General features: G+C 61.9%; 21 protein-coding genes and 1 pseudogene. 13 read left to right on the plus strand and 9 right to left on the minus strand.

What is annotated here, in order from left to right:
* Nucleotides 1-44: 44 nt before the first annotated feature.
* Together D0B54_RS01680 and D0B54_RS01685 are read right to left on the minus strand one after the other, a co-directional pair.
* On the minus strand, nucleotides 45-3245 hold the full coding sequence (locus D0B54_RS01680; RefSeq protein WP_117288594.1) for an efflux RND transporter permease subunit: 3201 nt from the start codon (nucleotides 3243-3245) through the stop codon (nucleotides 45-47).
* Nucleotides 3246-3535: 290 nt separating this feature from the next.
* A pseudogene (locus D0B54_RS01685) lies at nucleotides 3536-4645 on the minus strand (efflux RND transporter periplasmic adaptor subunit); the annotation flags it as partial.
* A 179-nt stretch (nucleotides 4646-4824) separates the two neighbouring features.
* Here D0B54_RS01685 and D0B54_RS01690 point away from each other — a divergent pair.
* From D0B54_RS01690 to D0B54_RS01710, 5 genes are all read left to right on the plus strand, one after another.
* Nucleotides 4825-5442, plus strand: coding sequence for a TetR/AcrR family transcriptional regulator (locus D0B54_RS01690; RefSeq protein ID WP_117288598.1), 618 nt, complete (start codon nucleotides 4825-4827; stop codon nucleotides 5440-5442).
* 165 nt (nucleotides 5443-5607) lie between these two features.
* Nucleotides 5608-5850, plus strand: a complete 243-nt coding sequence (locus D0B54_RS01695; protein ID WP_117288600.1) for a CopG family ribbon-helix-helix protein — start codon at nucleotides 5608-5610, stop codon at nucleotides 5848-5850.
* Between the two features lie 25 nt (nucleotides 5851-5875).
* Complete coding sequence (locus tag D0B54_RS01700; protein ID WP_205527239.1) at nucleotides 5876-6124, plus strand: type II toxin-antitoxin system RelE/ParE family toxin; 249 nt, start codon at nucleotides 5876-5878, stop codon at nucleotides 6122-6124.
* Between the two features lie 150 nt (nucleotides 6125-6274).
* The gene (locus D0B54_RS01705; protein WP_117288604.1) at nucleotides 6275-6508 is read left to right on the plus strand and encodes an AbrB/MazE/SpoVT family DNA-binding domain-containing protein; all 234 of its coding nucleotides are present in this window, start codon (nucleotides 6275-6277) and stop codon (nucleotides 6506-6508) included.
* Nucleotides 6505-6927, plus strand: coding sequence for a PIN domain-containing protein (locus D0B54_RS01710; RefSeq protein ID WP_117288606.1), 423 nt, complete (start codon nucleotides 6505-6507; stop codon nucleotides 6925-6927). Before D0B54_RS01705 ends, D0B54_RS01710 begins: the two co-directional genes overlap by 4 nt.
* A gap of 54 nt (nucleotides 6928-6981) precedes the next feature.
* Here the strand turns inward: D0B54_RS01710 and D0B54_RS01715 are convergent, their stop codons facing one another.
* On the minus strand, nucleotides 6982-7290 hold the full coding sequence (locus D0B54_RS01715) for a type II toxin-antitoxin system RelB/DinJ family antitoxin (RefSeq protein WP_117288608.1): 309 nt from the start codon (nucleotides 7288-7290) through the stop codon (nucleotides 6982-6984).
* Nucleotides 7291-7332: 42 nt separating this feature from the next.
* Between D0B54_RS01715 and D0B54_RS24085 the strand changes: the two genes are divergently transcribed.
* Nucleotides 7333-7638 carry a hypothetical protein gene (locus tag D0B54_RS24085; protein ID WP_162932131.1) on the plus strand — a complete coding sequence of 102 codons (306 nt, stop codon included), beginning with the start codon at nucleotides 7333-7335 and terminating at the stop codon, nucleotides 7636-7638.
* A gap of 114 nt (nucleotides 7639-7752) precedes the next feature.
* Complete coding sequence (locus D0B54_RS01720; RefSeq protein ID WP_117288610.1) at nucleotides 7753-8160, plus strand: very short patch repair endonuclease; 408 nt, start codon at nucleotides 7753-7755, stop codon at nucleotides 8158-8160.
* On the opposite strand, the gene D0B54_RS24090 is transcribed toward D0B54_RS01720, so the two are convergent.
* The 6 genes from D0B54_RS24090 to D0B54_RS01745 all read right to left on the minus strand — a co-directional run bounded on the left by D0B54_RS24090 (nucleotide 8126) and on the right by D0B54_RS01745 (nucleotide 13589).
* Nucleotides 8126-8896 (minus strand): DUF6339 family protein, encoded by a 771-nt coding sequence (locus D0B54_RS24090; RefSeq protein WP_162932132.1) that lies wholly within the window; start codon nucleotides 8894-8896, stop codon nucleotides 8126-8128. The two genes, D0B54_RS01720 and D0B54_RS24090, sit on opposite strands and share 35 nt — an antisense overlap.
* On the minus strand, nucleotides 8893-9726 hold the full coding sequence (locus tag D0B54_RS24095) for a hypothetical protein (RefSeq protein WP_162932133.1): 834 nt from the start codon (nucleotides 9724-9726) through the stop codon (nucleotides 8893-8895). Before D0B54_RS24095 ends, D0B54_RS24090 begins: the two co-directional genes overlap by 4 nt.
* Complete coding sequence (locus tag D0B54_RS01725) at nucleotides 9716-11602, minus strand: hypothetical protein (protein ID WP_162932134.1); 1887 nt, start codon at nucleotides 11600-11602, stop codon at nucleotides 9716-9718. Before D0B54_RS01725 ends, D0B54_RS24095 begins: the two co-directional genes overlap by 11 nt.
* Complete coding sequence (locus tag D0B54_RS01735; RefSeq protein WP_162932135.1) at nucleotides 11599-12612, minus strand: DNA cytosine methyltransferase; 1014 nt, start codon at nucleotides 12610-12612, stop codon at nucleotides 11599-11601. Before D0B54_RS01735 ends, D0B54_RS01725 begins: the two co-directional genes overlap by 4 nt.
* 19 nt (nucleotides 12613-12631) lie before the next feature.
* Entirely contained in the window at nucleotides 12632-12871 is a 240-nt protein-coding gene (locus tag D0B54_RS01740; protein WP_117288618.1) for a hypothetical protein, read from the minus strand.
* 241 nt (nucleotides 12872-13112) lie between these two features.
* Nucleotides 13113-13589, minus strand: a complete 477-nt coding sequence (locus D0B54_RS01745) for a hypothetical protein (RefSeq protein ID WP_117288620.1) — start codon at nucleotides 13587-13589, stop codon at nucleotides 13113-13115.
* A gap of 270 nt (nucleotides 13590-13859) precedes the next feature.
* Between D0B54_RS01745 and D0B54_RS01750 the strand changes: the two genes are divergently transcribed.
* From D0B54_RS01750 to D0B54_RS01775, 6 genes are all read left to right on the plus strand, one after another.
* Entirely contained in the window at nucleotides 13860-14099 is a 240-nt protein-coding gene (locus tag D0B54_RS01750) for a type II toxin-antitoxin system ParD family antitoxin (RefSeq protein WP_117294971.1), read from the plus strand.
* On the plus strand, nucleotides 14096-14392 hold the full coding sequence (locus D0B54_RS01755; protein WP_117288622.1) for a type II toxin-antitoxin system RelE/ParE family toxin: 297 nt from the start codon (nucleotides 14096-14098) through the stop codon (nucleotides 14390-14392). Before D0B54_RS01750 ends, D0B54_RS01755 begins: the two co-directional genes overlap by 4 nt.
* A gap of 524 nt (nucleotides 14393-14916) precedes the next feature.
* Nucleotides 14917-15168, plus strand: coding sequence for a helix-turn-helix domain-containing protein (locus D0B54_RS01760; RefSeq protein ID WP_117288623.1), 252 nt, complete (start codon nucleotides 14917-14919; stop codon nucleotides 15166-15168).
* Between the two features lie 3 nt (nucleotides 15169-15171).
* Nucleotides 15172-16491, plus strand: a complete 1320-nt coding sequence (locus tag D0B54_RS01765; RefSeq protein WP_117288625.1) for a type II toxin-antitoxin system HipA family toxin — start codon at nucleotides 15172-15174, stop codon at nucleotides 16489-16491.
* 208 nt (nucleotides 16492-16699) lie between these two features.
* On the plus strand, nucleotides 16700-17443 hold the full coding sequence (locus tag D0B54_RS01770) for an SDR family NAD(P)-dependent oxidoreductase (protein WP_117288627.1): 744 nt from the start codon (nucleotides 16700-16702) through the stop codon (nucleotides 17441-17443).
* 25 nt (nucleotides 17444-17468) lie between these two features.
* Nucleotides 17469-18635 (plus strand): FAS1-like dehydratase domain-containing protein, encoded by a 1167-nt coding sequence (locus tag D0B54_RS01775; protein ID WP_117288629.1) that lies wholly within the window; start codon nucleotides 17469-17471, stop codon nucleotides 18633-18635.
* Nucleotides 18636-18736: the final 101 nt, after the last annotated feature.

The raw sequence follows: 18736 nt of genomic DNA on the forward strand, positions 1-18736 counted from the left end.
TCCGCGTTCATCCGCGTCATCCGCGGCAAGATTTCCGTTCAGGCTCATGGCAGCACTCCATGGTCCAGCCGCGGCGTCAGCGCCGGTGGCGGGGGCAGGGCAATGGGCCGGTCGCGGCGCGCATGCACGAAGCGCCGCACCAGCCAGTAGAAGACCGGCGTCATCGCCAGGCCAAAGGCCGTCACGCCGATCATCCCGGCGAACACCGCCACGCCCATCGCGTGGCGCATCTCGGCACCGGCTCCGCTCGAGTACACCAGCGGCACCACGCCCATGATGAAGGCCAGCGAGGTCATCAGGATCGGGCGCAGGCGCAGGCGGCAGGCCTCCAGGATCGCGTCCATCAGCGGCAGGCCGCGCTCCTCGCCCTCCTTGGCAAACTCCACGATCAGGATCGCGTTCTTGCAGGCCAGGCCCACCAGCACGATCAGGCCGATCTGCGTGAACACGTTGTTGTCGCCGCCCGACAGCCATACGCCGGTGATGGCGCTGAACAGGCACATCGGCAGGATCAGGATCACCACCAGCGGCAGGCTCCAGCTCTCGTACTGCGCCGCCAGTACCAGGAAGGCCAGCAGCACGCACAGCGGGAAGATCAGCAGCGCCGTGTTGCCCGCCACCAGCTGCTGGTAGGCCAGCTCGGTCCACTCGTAGGCCATGCCGTTGGGCAGCTCCGCCTTCACGATCTCCTCGATCAGCTTCTGCGCCTGCCCGCTGGAATAGCCCGGCGCCGGGCCGCCGTTGATCTCGGCGGTGACGTAGCCGTTGTAGTGCATCACCCGGTCCGGCCCCGCCGTCTGGCGCAGCCTGATGAACGTGGACAGCGGCACCATCTCGCCCTGCGCGTTGCGGATCTTCAGCTTCACCACGTCTTCCGGCTGGAGGCGGAAGGCCATGTCGGCCTGCGCGTTCACCTGGTAGGTGCGGCCAAAGCGGTTGAAGTCGTTCACGTACAGCGAGCCGAGGTAGATCTGCAGCGTCTCGTTGATCGACTGCAGGCTCACGCCCTGCGCCTGCGCCTTGTCGCGGTCGATGTCCGCAAACAGTTGCGGCACGTTGATCTGGTAGCTGCTGAACAGATTGGACAGCGCCGGCTCCTGCCGCGCCCGCTCCAGGATCTTGTTGGTCACCGTGGCCAGCTCCGCAAAGCCCAGGCCGCTGCGGTCCTCCAGCTGGATCTTGAAGCCGCCGATGGTGCCCAGGCCCGGCACCGGCGGCGGCGGGAACACCGCGATGAACGCCTCCGGAATCTTTCCGAACTGCGCGCCCAGCTGCTCCGCAATCGCATTGCCCGACAGCTCCGGCGTCCTGCGCTCGCTGAAATCATCCAGCGTGGCGAAGACGATGCCGGCATTGGGCGCATTGGTGAAGCCGTTGATCGACAGGCCCGGGAAGGCCACCGCCGACTGGACGCCCGGCTGCTTCAGGATGATCTCGCTCATCTGGCGCATCACCTCCTCGCTGCGGTCCAGCGTCGCCGCCTCCGGCAGGTTGGCAAAGGCCACCAGGTACTGCTTGTCCTGCGAGGGCACAAAGCCCTCCGGCACCACCTTGAAGCCCAGCGCCGTCAGGCCCAGCAGGCCCGCATACACCGCCAGCACGATCGCCGAGCCGCGCGTCAGCCGGCGCACGCTGCCCACGTAGCGCTCGGAGGCCGCGCCAAAGAAGCGGTTGAACGGCCGGAACAGCCAGCCCAGGCCCACGTCGATGCCGCGCTGCAGCCGGTCAGGCTTGGCGCCATGCTCCTTCAGCAGCACGGCCGACAGTGCCGGCGACAGCGTCAGCGAGTTGAAGGCCGAGATCAGCGTGCTGATCACCACCGTCAGCGCAAACTGCTTGTAGAACTGCCCCGTCAGGCCGCTGATGAAAGCTGTGGGCACGAATACCGCACTCAGCACCAGCGCCGTGGAGATGATCGGCCCCGTCACCTCGCGCATCGCCTGGCGCGTGGCCTCCAGCGGCTTCTTGCCCTGGGCGATGTTGCGCTCCACGTTTTCCACCACCACGATCGCGTCGTCCACCACGATGCCGATCGCCAGCACGAAGCCGAACAGCGTCAGCGTGTTGAGTGAAAAGCCGATGGCATGCATCACCGCGAACGTGCCCACCAGCGACACTGGCACCGCCGCCAGCGGGATCAGGCTGGCGCGCCAGTTCTGCAGGAACAGGATCACCACCAGCACCACCAGCAGCATCGCCTCGAACAGCGTGTGCACCACCGCCTTGATCGAGCCGCGCACGAACACCGTGGGGTCGTAGACGATGTTGTAGTCCAGGCCCTGGGGGAAGTCCGCCTTCAGGCGCTCCATGGTGGCGCGCACGGCGTCGGAGATCTGGATGGCGTTGGACCCCGGCCGCTGGAAGATCGGGATGGCCACCGCCGGCTTGTTGTCCAGCAGCGAGCGCAGCGCATAGTTGGCCGAGCCCAGCTCCACCCGCGCCACGTCGCGCAGGCGCGTCACCGCGCCATCGTCACGCGCCCGCACGATGATGTTGCTGAACTCTTCCTCCGTCACCAGGCGGCCGGCCGAGTCGATGCTCAGCTGGAACTCCGCCGCATTGGGCGCCGGCGGCGCGCCCAGCGTGCCCGCTGCCACTTGCTGGTTCTGCTGGCGGATCGCGCTCACGATCTCGCTGGCCGTGAGCCCGCGGCTGGCCACCTTCTCCGGGTCCAGCCAGACGCGCATGGAATAGGCGCCCGCACCGAAGATCTGCACGTCGCCCACGCCGTTGAGGCGCGCCAGCTCGTCCTTCACGCGCAGGCGGCCGTAGTTGGCGATGTAGAGCGGGTCGTAGCGGTTGTCCGGCGAGAGCAGGTGCACCACCATGGTCAGGTCCGGGCTGGCCTTGTTGGTGGTCACACCCAGGCGCTGCACCTCCGGCGGCAGCTGCGGCAGCGCCTGCGACACCCGGTTCTGCACCAGCACCTGCGCCTTGTCCACGTCGGTGCCCAGCGCAAAGGTCACGGTGAGGCTGATCGCGCCATCGGCCGTGGACTGGCTGAACATGTACTGCATGCCCTCCACGCCGTTGATGCTCTGCTCCAGCGGGCTGGCCACCGTCTCCGCGATCACCTTCGGGTTGGCGCCCGGGTAGCTCGCGCGCACCACCACCGTCGGCGGCGTCACCTCCGGGTATTCACTGATGGGCAGCCGCCCCAGCGAGATCGCACCCGCGATCAGGATCAGTGCCGACAACACCGCCGCGAAGATCGGCCGGCTGATGAAGAATTGCGCGAAGTTCACGGCACGGCCCCGAATTCATTCGCCGTAGCGTCAAAGGGCTTCTCTCCACGAGACGAGGCCGCGCGAGGAACGGTCCCGATGGATGCCGTCCAGGCCACCTGCAACGGAACCACATCCGCCTGCGCCTCGACAGCGGCCTGTCTCACGCCCTTGCGAACCGGCGTCGTCGAAGCCGGCGCCGGCCCCGCGGAATCCGTCCGCACCGTGCCCGTCGAAGTGGGGGCAGATTCCGCCACCGGCGCCACCGCATCACCCCGCGTCAGCTTCCGGCTGGCCTCACCCTCACCCCCCATCGCCACCCGCGTCGGCGCCACCGCCGCGCCCGGCTTCACATGCTGCAGCCCATTCACCACGATCACATCGCCCGCCTTCAGCCCCGCCGTCACCACCCGCAGGCCATCCAGCCGCGCGCCCAGCGTCACGCCGCGGTACTCCGCCACGTTGGCATTGCTCACCACCAGCACGTACTTCTTGTCCAGGTCCGTGCCGATGGCCTTGTCATCCACCAGCGCCGCATCAAACTCCTTGCCCGCCACCAGCCGCACCCGCGCAAACAATCCCGGCGTAAAGGCACCAGCAGCGTTGTCCAGCGTCGCCCGCAGGCGGATCACGCCCTCGCGCGAAACGTTGTCCACAAAGTCCAGCTTCGCCTCGTGCGGCGTGCCCTCATCGTTCATGCGGCCCACGTAGACGCGTGCCTGCCCGGCGCGGTCCAGCGCGCTGAGGTAGGTGGACTCGTCCACGTCAAAGGCTACGTACACCGGGTCTACGCTCACCAGCGTCGTCAGCACCTTGCTGCTGTCCACCAGGTTGCCCTCCGTGATCAGCGCGCGCGACACGCGGCCGTCGATCGGCGCCGTGATGCGCGTGTAGGAGAGGTCCAGCTCCGCCGCCTTCAGCGCCGCGCGCACCGAGCCCACGCCGGCCTGCGCCGCCGCCGCGCCCGCCGCCAGCTGGTCATGCTCCTCCTGCGAGATCGCGTTTTCCGCCAGCAGCGCCACCGCGCGCTCGCGCCGCGAGCCCGCCAGGCGCTGGTCCGCCTCCACGCGCTGCAGGTCGGCCCGCAGGCGCTCCACCTGGGCTGCGAACGGCGCCGGGTCGATCTGGAACAGCAGCTGGCCCTTCTTCACCAGCGCGCCCTCCGAGAAGCCCACCTGCTGGATGTAGCCCGCCACGCGCGGCCGCAGGTCCACGCGCTGCTGCGCCTCGATCTCGCCGGTGTAGTCGCGCCAGTCCGCGATGGACCGCACCGGCACCTCCGCCACCTGCACGGGCGTGGCCGGGGCCGCGGTTTCTTCCTGGGCCACCGACGTGCTGCAGGCGTTGAGCAGCACAGAGGCGGAGGCAAGGCCCAGCAGCAGGAAAGCGCGGCGGGCGAGGGGACGGGTTGTTGTAGTCATGACGGCTCCCAAATGGAACAGGGGGAGTGAGGCCGTTGTGCCGTCCATCTGTCGGGTTCGCCTTGACTCCGGGGGGAGGCGCCTCAACAATGATGTTACGAGACCGTTCGGTATCACCGTGAAGCAGATGGTAGTGACCGGTCAGTCTCATTTCAAGCTTTATGTGTCCGGAGCGGACCATGTCCACTGCAAGTGTTTCAAAGAAAAAGGAATCTGAGGCGCCCCCCGCGCCCCGCCTGAGCGCGCGCGACCGCATCTTCAACGCCGCCAAGGACCTTTTCTACCGGAACGGCATCCGCGCCGTGGGCGTGGAATCCATCGCCACCGAGGCCCAGACCACCAAGATGAGCCTCTACCGGTCCTTCACCTGCAAGGACGATCTGGTGGTGGAATACCTGCGCGAATCCGTGCGGGACTACTGGATCTGGTGGGACGAGATCGTCGCCAAGCACCCCGGCGACCCCCGCGCCGCCCTGCAAGCCATGTTCGACAGCCAGGCCAGCAAAGCCTGCACCTGCGACACCCGCGGCTGCGCCATCGGCAACGCCAGCGTCGAGCTGACCGAAGAAAACCACCCCGGTCGCGAAGTGGTCACCGAGTTCAACCGCCAGAAGCTCGAGCGCCTCACCGGCCTATGCGCCCAGGCCGGCTACCAGCAGCCGGACGCCCTGGCTCGCGGGCTGTTCCTGTTGATGGATGGCGCGTACATGAGCCTGCTGAGCCTGGGGGCGGATGGGCCGACGTCGGCGTTGCCTCTCACGGCCAAGACCCTGCTGGACGCGCATTCCCGCGCTTGAGCTTTTCACCCCTCTCCCCTTGCGGGAGAGGGGCGGGGGAGAGGGGGAGGCTAGAAGTGTTAACCCACCCCGTTCTCCCTGATCCTGGGCCCGCCAAGCCCCCGCCTTCCCGGAAAGCCCTAGCGCGAATACAATGTACACATTCGCGCACAACCGGAGCCCGTCATGTCCACCACGATGACCATCCGCCTGGAAGAAGACACCAAGTCCCGGCTGGACAAGCTCGCCGATGCAACCAACCGCAGCCGCTCGTTTCTCGCAGCGGAAGCGATCCGCGAGTACATCGACCTCAACGAGTGGCAGATCGGCGAGGTACAAAAAGCCTTGGGTGAAGCAGACCGCGGAGAATTCGCCAGCGACGCCGAGGTGAAGGACTTCTTCGCGAACTGGCAGCGCCGTGCGGGTTAGGTGGCTGCAGCGCGCACTGCGTAACTTGCAGGAAGAAGCCGAGTACATCGCTGCGGACAATCCACAAGCAGCAGTCGCGACCGTCATCCACATTCAACGGACCGTGGCCTTGCTGGCGGATAACCCAGGTCTGGGGCGCGCCGGCCGCGTCGCGGGTACCCGCGAACTGATCGTGCCTGACACGCCCTACATCGTGCCGTATCGGGTACGGGGGAAAGACATCGATATCCTGCGCGTATTCCACGCACGCCGGCGCTGGCCTTCTGCGCTCTGAATCCACATGGGCAAAGCTCCCGTCTGATCCTGAGCCTGTCGAAGGATCAGGGCGAACGACTTCCCCCAAAGCCTCCCCCAATTCGCCCCCACTGGATTTCCCCGTCCGCTAGATATACAGTAAAAATATATATCCACCCGGAGTTTCGTCATGCAGGTATCCAAGTGGGGCAACAGCCTGGCCGTGCGCCTGCCCGCCGCAGTGGTCGAGGCGCTGAAGCTGCAGGAAGGCGACGAGATCGAAATCCGCATCGCCTCCGAGCGCGAGTTCGAGGTCCGGCGCGACGGGCGCAAGCAGGCGGCGCTGGAGCGCCTGCGCAAGCTGCGCCGCCCTCTGCCCGACGGCTTCAGCTTCGACCGTGACGACGCCCAGTCACGCAAGTGAAACCCTTTCTGGACACCAACATCCTGCTCTACGCCGTGGCGCAGGACGACCCGCGGGCGGAGATCGCAGACGCGCTGCTCGCGGCAGGCGGGATCATCAGCGTGCAGGCACTGAACGAGTTCGCTTCCGTCGCGCGGCGCAAGCTGAAAATGAGTTGGGACGAAGTCCACACCGCCCTCGACGCATTCCAGTCCCTCTGCCCAGACCCTGTCCCGCTGACCCTGGAGACGCACGAGCAGGCGCTGCAGTTGGCCCAGAAGTACGGGCTGAATCTCTACGACGCCCTCATGGCCTCTGCCGCGATACTCGCCGGCTGCCCGCTGATGTATTCGGAAGACATGCAGGACGGGCTTGAACTCGAGCGCCGCCTCACCATCCGCAACCCGTTCGCCGCTGGCGCGAAGCCCCGCAGCTTGTAGCCCTTTTCCCTCTCTCCGCGCGGTCCGTGATCGCACTGGCCGACCACTCCAGTCTCAAGCGTTCCCCGGCTTTACCTTTTTCAGGGCTGCAGCACGGCGCTTGGCGAAACGGGCTTCTACCTCATCGTGCGGGACAACCGGACGCAGGTCTTCCAATGCCTCCTGCACCTTGGCTCGGAACCATGCGTCGTGCGCAGCAGAATCGATAGTGAAGTTGAAAGGCAGGGCACCTTCCCGTGCCACGCGCGTCAGCAGCATGCGGACCGCATCGGAGACGGTGAGTCCCAGGCTGCCGAGCACTTCGGTGGCGCGATCCTTCACGTCGGGATCGATGCGGGTCTGAACCAATGCAGTGGCGGCCATGGAGAGTTCCTCAGGGAAGCTGTGGCGCCACATGTAGTTCAAATGAATGACAATGTCATCCAGCCGGATGATTCCTCCAGCAAGGCCTGCACCTGCGACACCTACGGCTGCGCCCTCGGCAACGCCAGCATCGAGCTGACCGAAGAAAACCCCCCGGCCGAGAGATGGTCACCGTGGCCAACCGCCAGAAGCTGGAGCGCCTCACCGGGCTATGTGCCCAGTCCGGCTACCAGCAGCCAGAGACGCTGGCGCGAGGTGCTCCTGTTGATGGATGGCGCGTATATGAGCCTGCCGAGTCTGGGGCAGATGGGCCGACGTCGGCGTTACCAGCAGTGGCGAGGGCGATGATGGCGGGGCATCCTAGAAGGGCGGACTAGTTTTTTTGCATGCGGGCGAATCGCTCTTTTGGTTGTTGCCCGTGACGTTGCTACATCACATCGCGGCATCAACTTCGGTGAACCGATGGATACTTTGAGCGAAGCCGCTCGCAGTCGAAACATGTCTCGGATTCGAGCGTCTGATACGGCGCCAGAGCGCCTTTTAAGGCGCCTGGTTTGGGCTACACGCAAAGGGTACCGCCTCAACTTGAAAAGCCTTCCGGGAAAGCCAGATATTGCTTTCACGAAGGCTAAGCTTGCCATCTTCATGCATGGCTGTTTTTGGCATGGGCATGAAAGATGTCGTAGGGCGAATACCCCTAAATCTAATACTCACTATTGGGCGCCAAAGATCGAAGGGAACCGTCGACGTGACGCTGCGAACGTTGCAGCCCTGGGCCAGGGAAACTGGGATGTTCTCGTTGTATGGGAATGCGAGTTAAAAAATCCTGAAGAGGTCACGCGGAGGTTGCAGCACTTTCTAAAGCGCTAGCCTTCCGGGCCATGAAGTCATCGATCATGGAAACTATATCTTCCTTCTGAAGACAATCGAGAATCAGAGTGCCTCCGTAAAGATTCAATTCTTTGCACAGTGCGCGGAAAAGATCTCTGCTTCGCAGAATATCGTGGCCGTTACTACGCCAGTGATTTGTGCGATCGAGAATCGTCTGGACCATCCGTTGGTTTCGAGAGTAGCCCGTTTCCATCAGAGACTGGCGGTTATCGGAGTACTCCAACATCACCTTCGTCAATTCGTAAGGATCGTCTCGGGTGTCATCGACAGTAGTGTGCGCAAACCACCAAAGCCGCGAGATTCCTTGGCGCATAAGGTTGCGCACATTTAGGCCAATAAAATAGTGCTCGCGGATGTAGTCAATTTGATTCTCTGCTCTATTTGCTTCGCCCGGCCACCGAGCGCGCATGTAGTCCCAATAGTGTTCGTGAGCGAACCAGGCCCACAGGCGCTCGTCTGCCGCTTGGCTCTCGGTAATCCCGCGAAGGGCCTTGTGCAGCGAGATCGCGTTGGTCGCTTCAACTGTGCCCTCTTTTCCAGGGTTCAGGGCTGGCAGTGCGTCGACTTCTAGCGATGATTCCGCGAGCCAATCGTCGTGGCCAGAAAAGAATGATGAGAGGAAGCGCTCTGGTCTCCGATATTTATCAAGAATATGAGGGGTCTGCCGCTGAAGCTCAGACAATGCGGCCGCCTTGATGTATTTAATGCGAATCATGCGGCCTCACCTTCAAGAGAATAGATTGCTTGAATCGCACGAGAAATGGGCAGATCCAGCATTGCTTGAGCGAGCTTAAACGGATCATCCTCATGCGCCCCTGCATTGCGCAAATCTTGGAGCCTGCGCTCGATGACATGAATCCATCTGGCTTCGCTATTGCGATCCTTGTCTTCAAGGAACGTTTTAATGGCGTACGTAACCGCAGGAAGTGCCAACACGCACATGAGAGTACTGCGGTGGCCTGCGAGTCCTTTCACCGCGCTATACGCATCGTAGTCTGGTTGTGACAAATGGATTTCAATCTTGTCGCTATCCAGGTTGTACTCGACTGGAACATTATCTTTTGGATTTCGAACAATCTGCAAAACAGAATTAATGTTCTTTAAATCGTCTAATGTTTTTGAGGCATCAAACTCTAGAGGGTTATCCCATCCAAGGACGTAGCCGCGCCGCATGGGAAATGCTACTCCTGAAAATACGTCGGCAAACTCCCCGGAGCCGAGAGTAAATGCTTGCTTGGCAACGATGAAGGGTCTTAAGAAGAAGATTCCGCGCAATTTGTGTTCGGGCACTTCGATGTGACGGGTTGCCTCACTAAACTGAAAAACCTCTCGATAGTTCGTCCATTTCGAGTCGATCTGAACCGCATAAATCGCATCGCCAGCCTCTATGTGGTCCAACAAAGAGTCGCTGCCGACCTCAAACCTTAGGTCAAAGCGATACGTGGTCGGCCCCGGATGCATCGAGGCTTCGAATTGGATGCCGCAATTTGGATAATCCGCTCCGGCGGGATCTAAAACCGGATGCGGATAGCTTTTACTGGACATGGCGCTGCACCTTTGCAAGCAGAGTGCGAGGAATCATCGAGGGCGAAGAGAACTGAATTTCGATGCTGCTCGGCCCCGCGACGTTGACCTTAGAGATCTTGTTCTGTCCGCTGACCGATGCTTTGCTGGTTTTTCCCGAGACAACTAGCTTAGGGTCCAGAATATCAATGGGCTCTGCACGGCCATCGTCGCCAATTGCGAGTACATGGACATCATATATGCCGGGTTGAACGAACTTGGCCATCATCCTGTATCGAGAGGATGCGGCGTCGAGGAATGTCCGGTACTCAATATTGACGTCTTGCAAAACCGGACCGGAACCTCGGCCGTCCCCTGATCCGCTTCCGTTAGCGCCACCGGTAGTGCCCCCTCCGCCATCACCGGCAGCCCCGTCGGTGTCGCCTGCTCCGCTTTCGCCAAGCCCGAGGGTAGTAGCTTCGTTGCCGGGCTTCGCTTTTGGTGGGCGGGCTACACCTTTGATTCCTTCCCCGACTTTTGGTCTCGGGTCACCTTCCGCCAGCGCTTTCGAGGCCTTATCAAAAGGTTCCTCGAAATCATCGGGCAACAGGCGCTCAAGCCCCGGGATGGCTTGAGTCTCTCCGGCATCGGGAGTCAACAGCTCCTGCACGCATTTTCGCATCCACTCAGAGATGGCTTTAATGAGGCTGCTGGCATGGCGAGGACTCTCCTCATAGCGTTCGGGCTCCCACTTGTCATGGCTGGGGGGCTCAAGCCTGCGTAGTAGTCTATTGCCCTCCTCTCCTTCGCACTGAAACACCCCGGCGAATTCAAGAGGGGTACGGAATCGGTCTTTCTCGAAGATCTTCATTCCCGTTCGCCGAAACATTGCCACGCGCTTACGAGCCCCCTCGCGCGGTAGCAATTTCAGTTTCAACTTGCCAAGTCCTTCGATGTCGGTTTCGGTGATGATTGCCTCGGGGGAGGTCAATGCATCGTAGAAATCCAAAAGATATCTGTAGCGCTCATTTCTATGCGCCAAAGCGCTGATTACGTTGGAAAGCGTGACAGAGGTTAGCTCATGGAAAGCCTTCGAATCTTCTTCATGTTGGATCGCCACTTCAAGAGAACCATCATGGATTGCCACAAAGAAATTTTCGGCAAACGCCGCGATCAGCTGTTCTTGCCAATGTGTTTTTTCGTCGAATCCGACAATGATGATGTCTGTGCCTACGCCATCGCACTGAAGAAATTTCGGGATCGTGCTTCGCTCCGTGACGGGCATGTATCCCTTGGGCTCGCCGAGAAAGCCCGTGGCACGGGTCATGGCTCCCTTAGTATTCTTGTGGGAGACGAGTTTGGTGACGCCCTGGAACGCCCAGTTTTTCTGAATGTCTCTCGTCGAAAAGAAAACGGTTCGGAGCACGGAGTTCGCAAAGAATGCGTTCTTTCCGATTCCGAAGGATCCACCTTTTCCGCTGCCTTTCTCGGAGACACCGGACGCTTTAGTGAGGTTGAACCAGTTACCTCGGTCCTTTTCCTTTGAATCGGTAAGTCCGGTTGTATTTCGATCGCTGATGCGCAGGCAGGGAATTCTGTCTTGCTGAATCATGGTATGCGCCCGCTTCAGGGCACGCTTGGTCTTTGCGCAGCGACTATCCCAGTATTTCTGAGCGCTTGAGATGGAGCGCTTTAACTCTTGTCGACCCGGCAGCTTGTCGGCATCAACGTAAAGCAATTCATACTTGACTTTGACGGGGCCGATAGTCTTTTCAGACTTGGCATCGATAGAATTTTGGCTTTGTTCTCGGGCGAGTCCTTCGAGAGGGTTTCCTGCGAAGGTTTCAATGCCGGCATCGCTAATTCCCTCGATGGTGCCGTCGATACTTTCTGGAAATAAAAGCTTAAGCGCAGTCATCGTTTTCTCCGTACCGCGGACTTGTCTTCAAGGAGTTCCGCACATCCGATTGCTAATTTCTCTACTAGGGGAACCGTTACAGAGTTTCCGATTTGCTTGTATGCCTGAGGTCTAGTTAGGTCTTCCGGCATGGACGCAAAAATTCCCTCAAAGCCCTGAAGGCGCGCGCACTCGCGCGGGGTGAGCTTTCTGAGTCCCCAATCGTCAACGATCACAGGAACGTTGTGCCCACCGTCCCCCATATTGGCAGTTAAGGTGGGTACTAATGTCCGGTATTCACGAACATATGATCGCCGCAACTGATAGATGCTGCTACGGTCGCCCCTCTCTACGGCGGCCCAGATCATGGCCCCATAACGGTTATTGACTACGTCGAAGTAGTAGTAGTCTTCTGCTCGTTCCTTGGTGTCAAAATAGCTGCGTACTTCATTCGAAGTTGGCTCGGGGGAGGGAAAGCGAAAGCGCCCCCCTTTAAACCATGCGGTCGAGAGCGCAACTATAAATATACGTTCGCGATTATGCGGAATGTCAGTGTGAGTCTTCGTGTTAAGAAGCGAGGCATTGTGGGGCAAGACCCAATAACCAGCCTCTTTAAAAGCTGACTCAATCTGAGCGTAAGCTTTACCTTCGTCATGGCCTTGAAGGTTTGCGACGTTCTCAAGCAAAAGGATTTTTGGCCGGTCGCTGCCATACTCTTTCACGATTCGACATATTTCTTCATAAAGAACCCCGCGCTCGTCGTCGAGGCCTAACCGATCGCCAGCCGAAGAGAAGGGCTGGCAAGGGAAACCTGCTGTCAAAACGTCGGGCGGATCAAGTCCCATGTGAGCTGGGCTGAACTCGGCGACATCGCCACATACCATCAGGCTTTCTGGGTGGTTGTGCTGATAGGTCTTTGCTGCGGATTTCTCGAGCTCATTTGCCCAAGTCGTCTTATAGCCCGCGCGACGAAATCCAGTGGCGAATCCGCCCATTCCTGCGAAAAGGCTTGCGACCGTAAACTCTGGCACTGTAGTAACCCTTCCCCAATTATTTCGAAAAGCGAAAGCTGGAATCGGCTTTGCTTCCGCGTGACGCGAAGCGCTCTCTCGTGGTTTTCACTTCGCGTTCAATGGCGGCGAACATTTCTTTTACATGCTGATCCGTATAAGTGTAATTGCTCTTATTCGACAGGTTGCCGAGTAGCTTTAGCTTCTTAAGGATCTCCTCCGTACGTCTTGTTGCCAGCCGTTCAAATCGCTTGGATTTGTCCTCTGTATGGTTCGGCATGCCTTCCTCTCGTCAGCATTGCGCCACTATTGCTATAAATGGTCTCCACATGTACTACATATCACAAATATTGTACTCTATCGGGATATCTAGAGGGAGCTTCTGTTGGGGCCGAGGGTTTTCCAGCGGCCCGTCGGATAGGAAGGGGAAAAGGGGATGTGCGAGGAAAAAATGGAGTCAAAATTTTCCGCGCAATTCGCTGCAGCCAAGAAGCACCGTCCATTTCCTAGGGGCTGGCGGTCTACGTAGCCCGTATAAAGCCATCCTCCACATTGGCCAGCGTCCGCGCCGACTCCTTGAGGGCCCAGCCTTCGAGATCGCCGGCTGCCACCATCGTTAGAAAGATTTGGCGCACCTTCGGCAGGCCGTAGTGCAGTGCCAAGCCCAGGACATCGTCGAACGTCGGTTGGGCAAGCACGCTGGCGATCAGGGTCGTCTCGGGCAGGGCCTCGGGGGGCGTGCTCCAGATTCGGTTGAAGGTTAGTTCCGGGGCCTCCGCGCCGGGGTCTGCGAGCGCGATGCTGGTCTTCCGTCGTCTGCCCTCTTGCCCGGGACTCAGAACCAAGCGGCCCTGCGCCGCCAGCATCTTCACTTGGTCGAACACGCGCCGGTACGGGCGCCCCAGCTTTGCAGCCAGGTCATAGACGCTGTCCGCCCGCCCTCCTTGGGCCTTGAGGCAATCGATCAGCATCTGTTGGCTAGCGGTCAGGAGCGTCATATATGACATTCTGATCGCTTAAGGCCCTGCTGTCGCGCTTGTTGCGCCGGAGGACAACCAGTTGCGAACCGGCACTGGAGCGGGCATTCCAACACGTCGAATGTTTGAATATTTCAATAATATCAATTAGATGATTTGAAATATGAATCGGCGCAAAATCGGCCAGACATCGTTGTACTGGGGGCTCCAAAGCATTGATGCCGCCGGCCATTTTGATAACTGTTGATAAGGCGAGTAATCTTTGGCTGTAGGCCATTGGAGGTGAACGCGATGATCAGTGCCGACCTGGGAAAGCAGCTCGAAGGCTATGTGCAGCAGCTTGTGGATGCTGGCCGCTACGGGTCAAAAAGCGAGGTGCTGCGCGAGGGTGTGCGCCTGATTCAGGACCGGGAAACCCGGCTGCTGGCGCTGGATGCCGCGATCGCGCGCGGCCTGGCCGATGCCGACGCGGGTCGCACGGAGCCTGCTGAAGAAGTGTTTGAGCGGCTGGCGAAGAAGTACGGCGCGTGAAGGTCCGCATCACGGCTGAGGCCACGAGAGATCTTGAAGTCATCGCCGATTACATCGCGCAGGACAACCCGTCGAGAGCGCTGTCCTTCGTCCAGGAGTTGCGCGACAAGTGCCTGAGCCTGGCGGATACGCCACTGGCGTTTCCCTTGGTCCCGCGCTACGAGCGCTTCAGTGTTCGGCGCCGGGTGCATGGCAGCTACCTGATCTTCTATCGCGTTGAGGCAGAACAGGTGGTGATCCTTCACGTTCTGCACGGAGCGATGGACTACGCAGGAATCCTTTTTGAATCTTGACGCGGTGTCTGGATTTCGCTTCTCCCCCGGCAAAATCTTGCCCCGCAAAAATACGGAACTCCGTTATGAGTTCCGCCCCCACCCGCGTAAAATATATCAACGAGCCAACGCCCCCCTCAGCCTCACGGCACCGAGGGCCAGCGGCATCCCGGGAGCGGTCCGTCCACCCGGTCGAAGCCCTGCCAGCCGCGTCGCCTCGACACTTGGACACAAGTCCCAGGCACCCCCTCGGATGGAGTGTCAGCGCTGTCTGCGCTTCGCAGGCTATCAGGGCGTTTGATCGGTTCTTTAACAATCTGGTATTGCTGCCCGCCGGGCAGCGTCCAGGCTTCTCGTGGCTGCATGCCAGCCCTGCGGGTGCGTCCGCAGGCGGTTGGCCACGGAGCCTGTTGAAGAGTTGTGGACGCAGCCCGGCGCGGCAGGATTGTTTTGCGAACGCTTCGTGATTTATCCCCTGTGAAGGATGAATTGACATTAACCCCTGTGGGGTATTAAATGGATACATCCTTTATAGGGGATAGATCATGGACTACGTTGCACGCACGCCAGAGCAGCTGGGGCAGCTTCTGAGAAGTTGCCGCGCCCAGCGCGGCATCACCCAGAGCCTCGCGGGGGCCAAGGTGGGGCTGAAGCAAAGCACCGTTTCAGGCATTGAGCTCGACGCGTCGCGCAGCAGCGTTGAAACCCTATACAAGCTGCTGTCCTCGCTGGACCTGGAATTGGTCCTCCGCGACAAGCAGGCGAGGACTCCCGGCCGTTCGCAGCGGGAGTGGTAGCTGATGGCCCGGCCATCTTCGAGCCGCGCCCTTGCCGTGTGGATGAACGGGGAGCGCGTGGGCACATGGACGACGCGCGCCGGCAGGCCGGACGAGTTCGGCTATGCCTCCGAGTGGCTGGCGGCCGGCGCCGCTCGCCCGCTCTCCTTGTCGATGCCGCTCGGGCCTGGCGGCTACAAGGGCGAGGCGGTGTCTGCGTTCTTCGACAACCTGCTGCCCGACAGCCGGGGAATCCGCGAGCGCATCCAGCGGCGCTTCGGGGCGTCCTCCACTGGCGCGTTTGATCTGCTGGCCGAGATCGGGCGCGATTGCGTTGGCGCCATCCAGCTTTTGCCAGAGGGCAGTGCCGCTCCGGATGTGAGGAAGATAGAAGGCACTCCACTGACGGCCCGGCAGGTTGATGGTTTGCTGGCCGACATGTTGGGCGCGCCCATAGGACGTGCCGGTGGTGATGAAGGCTTCCGTATCTCCCTGGCCGGCGCGCAGGAGAAAACGGCGCTGCTGCGCCAGGGCGGCAAATGGCTGCGGCCCAGGGGCATCACGCCCACCACGCACATCCTGAAGCTGCCCATTGGCCTGGGCGGCGGCGGCATCGACCTGACCACCTCCGTCGAGAACGAATGGCTCTGCACGGAGATCTTCAAGGCGTATGGCCTGCCGGCGGCCAACTGCTGGATGGACCGGTTCGGCGAGCGCAAGCTGCTGGTCGTGGAGCGCTTTGATCGCCGCCTGTCGCAGGACGGACGCTGGATTGTCCGCCTGCCGCAGGAGGACCTGTGCCAGGCAACCGGTGTGCCGGCAGACAGCAAGTACGAATCCGACGGTGGTCCCGGCATCCTGCGGATCATGGACCTGCTGTTGGGCTCGTCGCACTCCGCCGCCGATCGCCGCAGGTTCCTGAAGACGCAGATGCTGTTCTGGATGCTCTGCGCCATCGACGGGCACGCCAAGAACTTCAGTCTCTTCCTGGAAGCGGGCGGGGGCTACCGGCTCACGCCGCTGTATGACGTGCTCTCCGCGCATCCGGTGCTCGGCAACTCCCGCGGCCAGCTTCCGCCCCGGAAAGTGAAGATGGCGATGGCGGTGGAGGGTACGAGCCGCCATTACCTCTGGCACACGATCCAGCCGCGGCACTGGGAGGAGACAGCGCGCCGCGCCGGCATGGCGGCGGCGTATCCGGAGTTCCGGGCGGAACTGATCGAGGCCACCCCCGCAGTGGTCGAAAAGCTGGCGGCGCAGTTGCCGAAGGGCTTTCCGCAGGCCGTTGCCGGGCCGATCTTCAAGGGCCTGAGAGCCGCCAGCGAGATGCTGGCGCGGGGTTAGCCGCTGGTCCGGGTGTAGCGGGCTGCCGCCCGCCCCATGCGCCCCGCTCCCAGAGCGAGAAATCAACAACACTGTTGACGATAAGCCCTCTCCTGCGTTAGCTTCTGGCAGCTAATAACAGCCCATGACGCTGGCACAGGAGCGGCTTCGCTCCCCGCGCGTCGCTGGGCCATGCCCTTGAGGCAACCACGCGGAGGATCGGGTCACCATGTCACTTGCAGGCAAAGTTGCCATCGTCACCGGCGCGGCATCGGGCATCGGCCTGGCCGCCGCCCGGCGCCTGGCCCAGGCCGGCGCCGCCGTCGCCATCTGGGATCTGAACGAGGCCGGCGCCCAGGCCGCCGCGGCGGACCTGGTGCGCGAGGGCCGCCGCGCCATCGCCTCGCGCGTGGATGTGTCGAAGCGCGCAGACGTGGATGCCGCGGCCCAGGCCGCGCGCGAGCAGCTCGGCCCCATCGCCATCCTGGTGAACAACGCCGGCATGTCGGCGTTCACGCCCTTCATGGACATCACCGAGGAGCTCTGGGACCGCATCATGACGGTGAACCTCAAGAGCCTGCTGATCTGCACGCAGGCCGTGCTGCCCGACATGCTCGCCGCCAAGTGGGGCCGCATCGTCAACGTGTCTTCCTCCAGCGCGCAGACCGGCGCCGCGACCATGGTCCATTACTCTGCCTCCAAGGGCGGCGTCATCGCCTTCACCAAGTCGCTGGCGCAGGAGCTCGCGCCCACCGGCATCACGGTCAACAACGTGCCGCCCGGCTTCGTCGATACGCCGATGCTGCGCCAGAGCCTGGGCGACAAGGTCGACATGATCGCCGCCGCCTCGCCGATGAAGCGCCCGGGAAAGCCGGAAGACATGGCCGCCGCCATCGCCTTCCTCGCCTCCGACGAGGCCGGCTACATCACCGGCCACACGCTGAGCGTCAACGGCGGCCGTTACTCCAACTGAAGCCGATTCGCGAGCCCGCACCCACATGAACGACAAGACTCTCGACTGTTCCGATATCGACCAGTACATCGGCAAGCCCATGCAGCCGGGCCGCACGCGCGACCCGGTGGCCAACAACGACATCCGCCGTTGGGCGCAGGGCATGCATTACCCCAACCGCCTGCACTACGACGACGACTTCGCCCTGGAAAGCCGCTACGGCCGCCTGGTGGCGCCGCAGTCCTTCCCCGTGGCCACGGACGACGGCCACGGCGCGGCCCCGGCCTGCGTCGGCAGCATCCCCAACTCTCACCTCATCTTTGGCGGCGACGAGTGGTGGTTCCACGGCCCGCGCATCTTCGCCGGTGACCTGGTCCGCAACGAGCGCGTGCCCTTCGACTACGTGGTGAAGGACACCAAGTTCGCCGGCCCCACCTGCTTCCAGCGCGGCGACAACGTCTACTACAACGCGCAGGGCGACAAGATCGCCACGCAGCGTTCCACCAGCATCCGCTACCGCGCCGACCTGGCTCGCGAGATGGGCTCGCTCACCGCCACCGAAGATCCGGTGTGGACGCGCGCGGAGATCGAAGAGCTGGAAGCCAGGAAGTTCGAGTACGTGCAGACGCTGCACGACCTGGGCCACGGCAAGCGCTGGTGGGACGACATCAGCGTCGGCGACGCGCTGCCGGTGCGCATCTTCGGGCCGCACAGCATCGCCAGCTTCACCACCGAGTGGCGCGCCTACCTGTTCACCATCTGGGGCAGCATGCACCGCCGCACGGACCTCGACCTTGAAGCCCTGGGCTTCTCCAAGGACATGGCCGGCCACGAGAACGACCCGGTGATGGAGCGCATCAACCCGGAGCTGACCGACGGCGCCTACTTCGGCCCCTCGCGCGGCCACCTGTTCCCCGAATGGGCGCGCACCATCGGCATGCCCCGCGCCTACGGCTACGGCGCCTCCATGGGCGCCTGGATCATCGACTACTTCGCCGGCTGGGCCGGCGAGTGGGGCCGCGTGGTCCACTGCAACTCCGCCTACCGCGGCCCCGCCTTCAGCGGCGACATCACCCTCATGACCGCCACCGTGATCGACAAGCGCGTCGACGATCAGGGCCGCAACATCGTGCAGGTGGATTGCAAGATGGCCAGCCAGCTTGGCACCGTCATGGCGACTGCCAAGGGCGAGATCGAGTTGCCGAAGAAGTAGGCCGGCGCGACGCCGGCAACGAAAGTTTTCGTAGGGTGGGCAAATGTCTTTTCATTTGCCCACGCGGTGGTGCGCACGCGTGGGCAAACGAAAAGACGTTT

Source organism: Solimonas sp. K1W22B-7, assembly GCF_003428335.1.
Taxonomy (GTDB): Bacteria; Pseudomonadota; Gammaproteobacteria; order Nevskiales; family Nevskiaceae; genus Solimonas_A.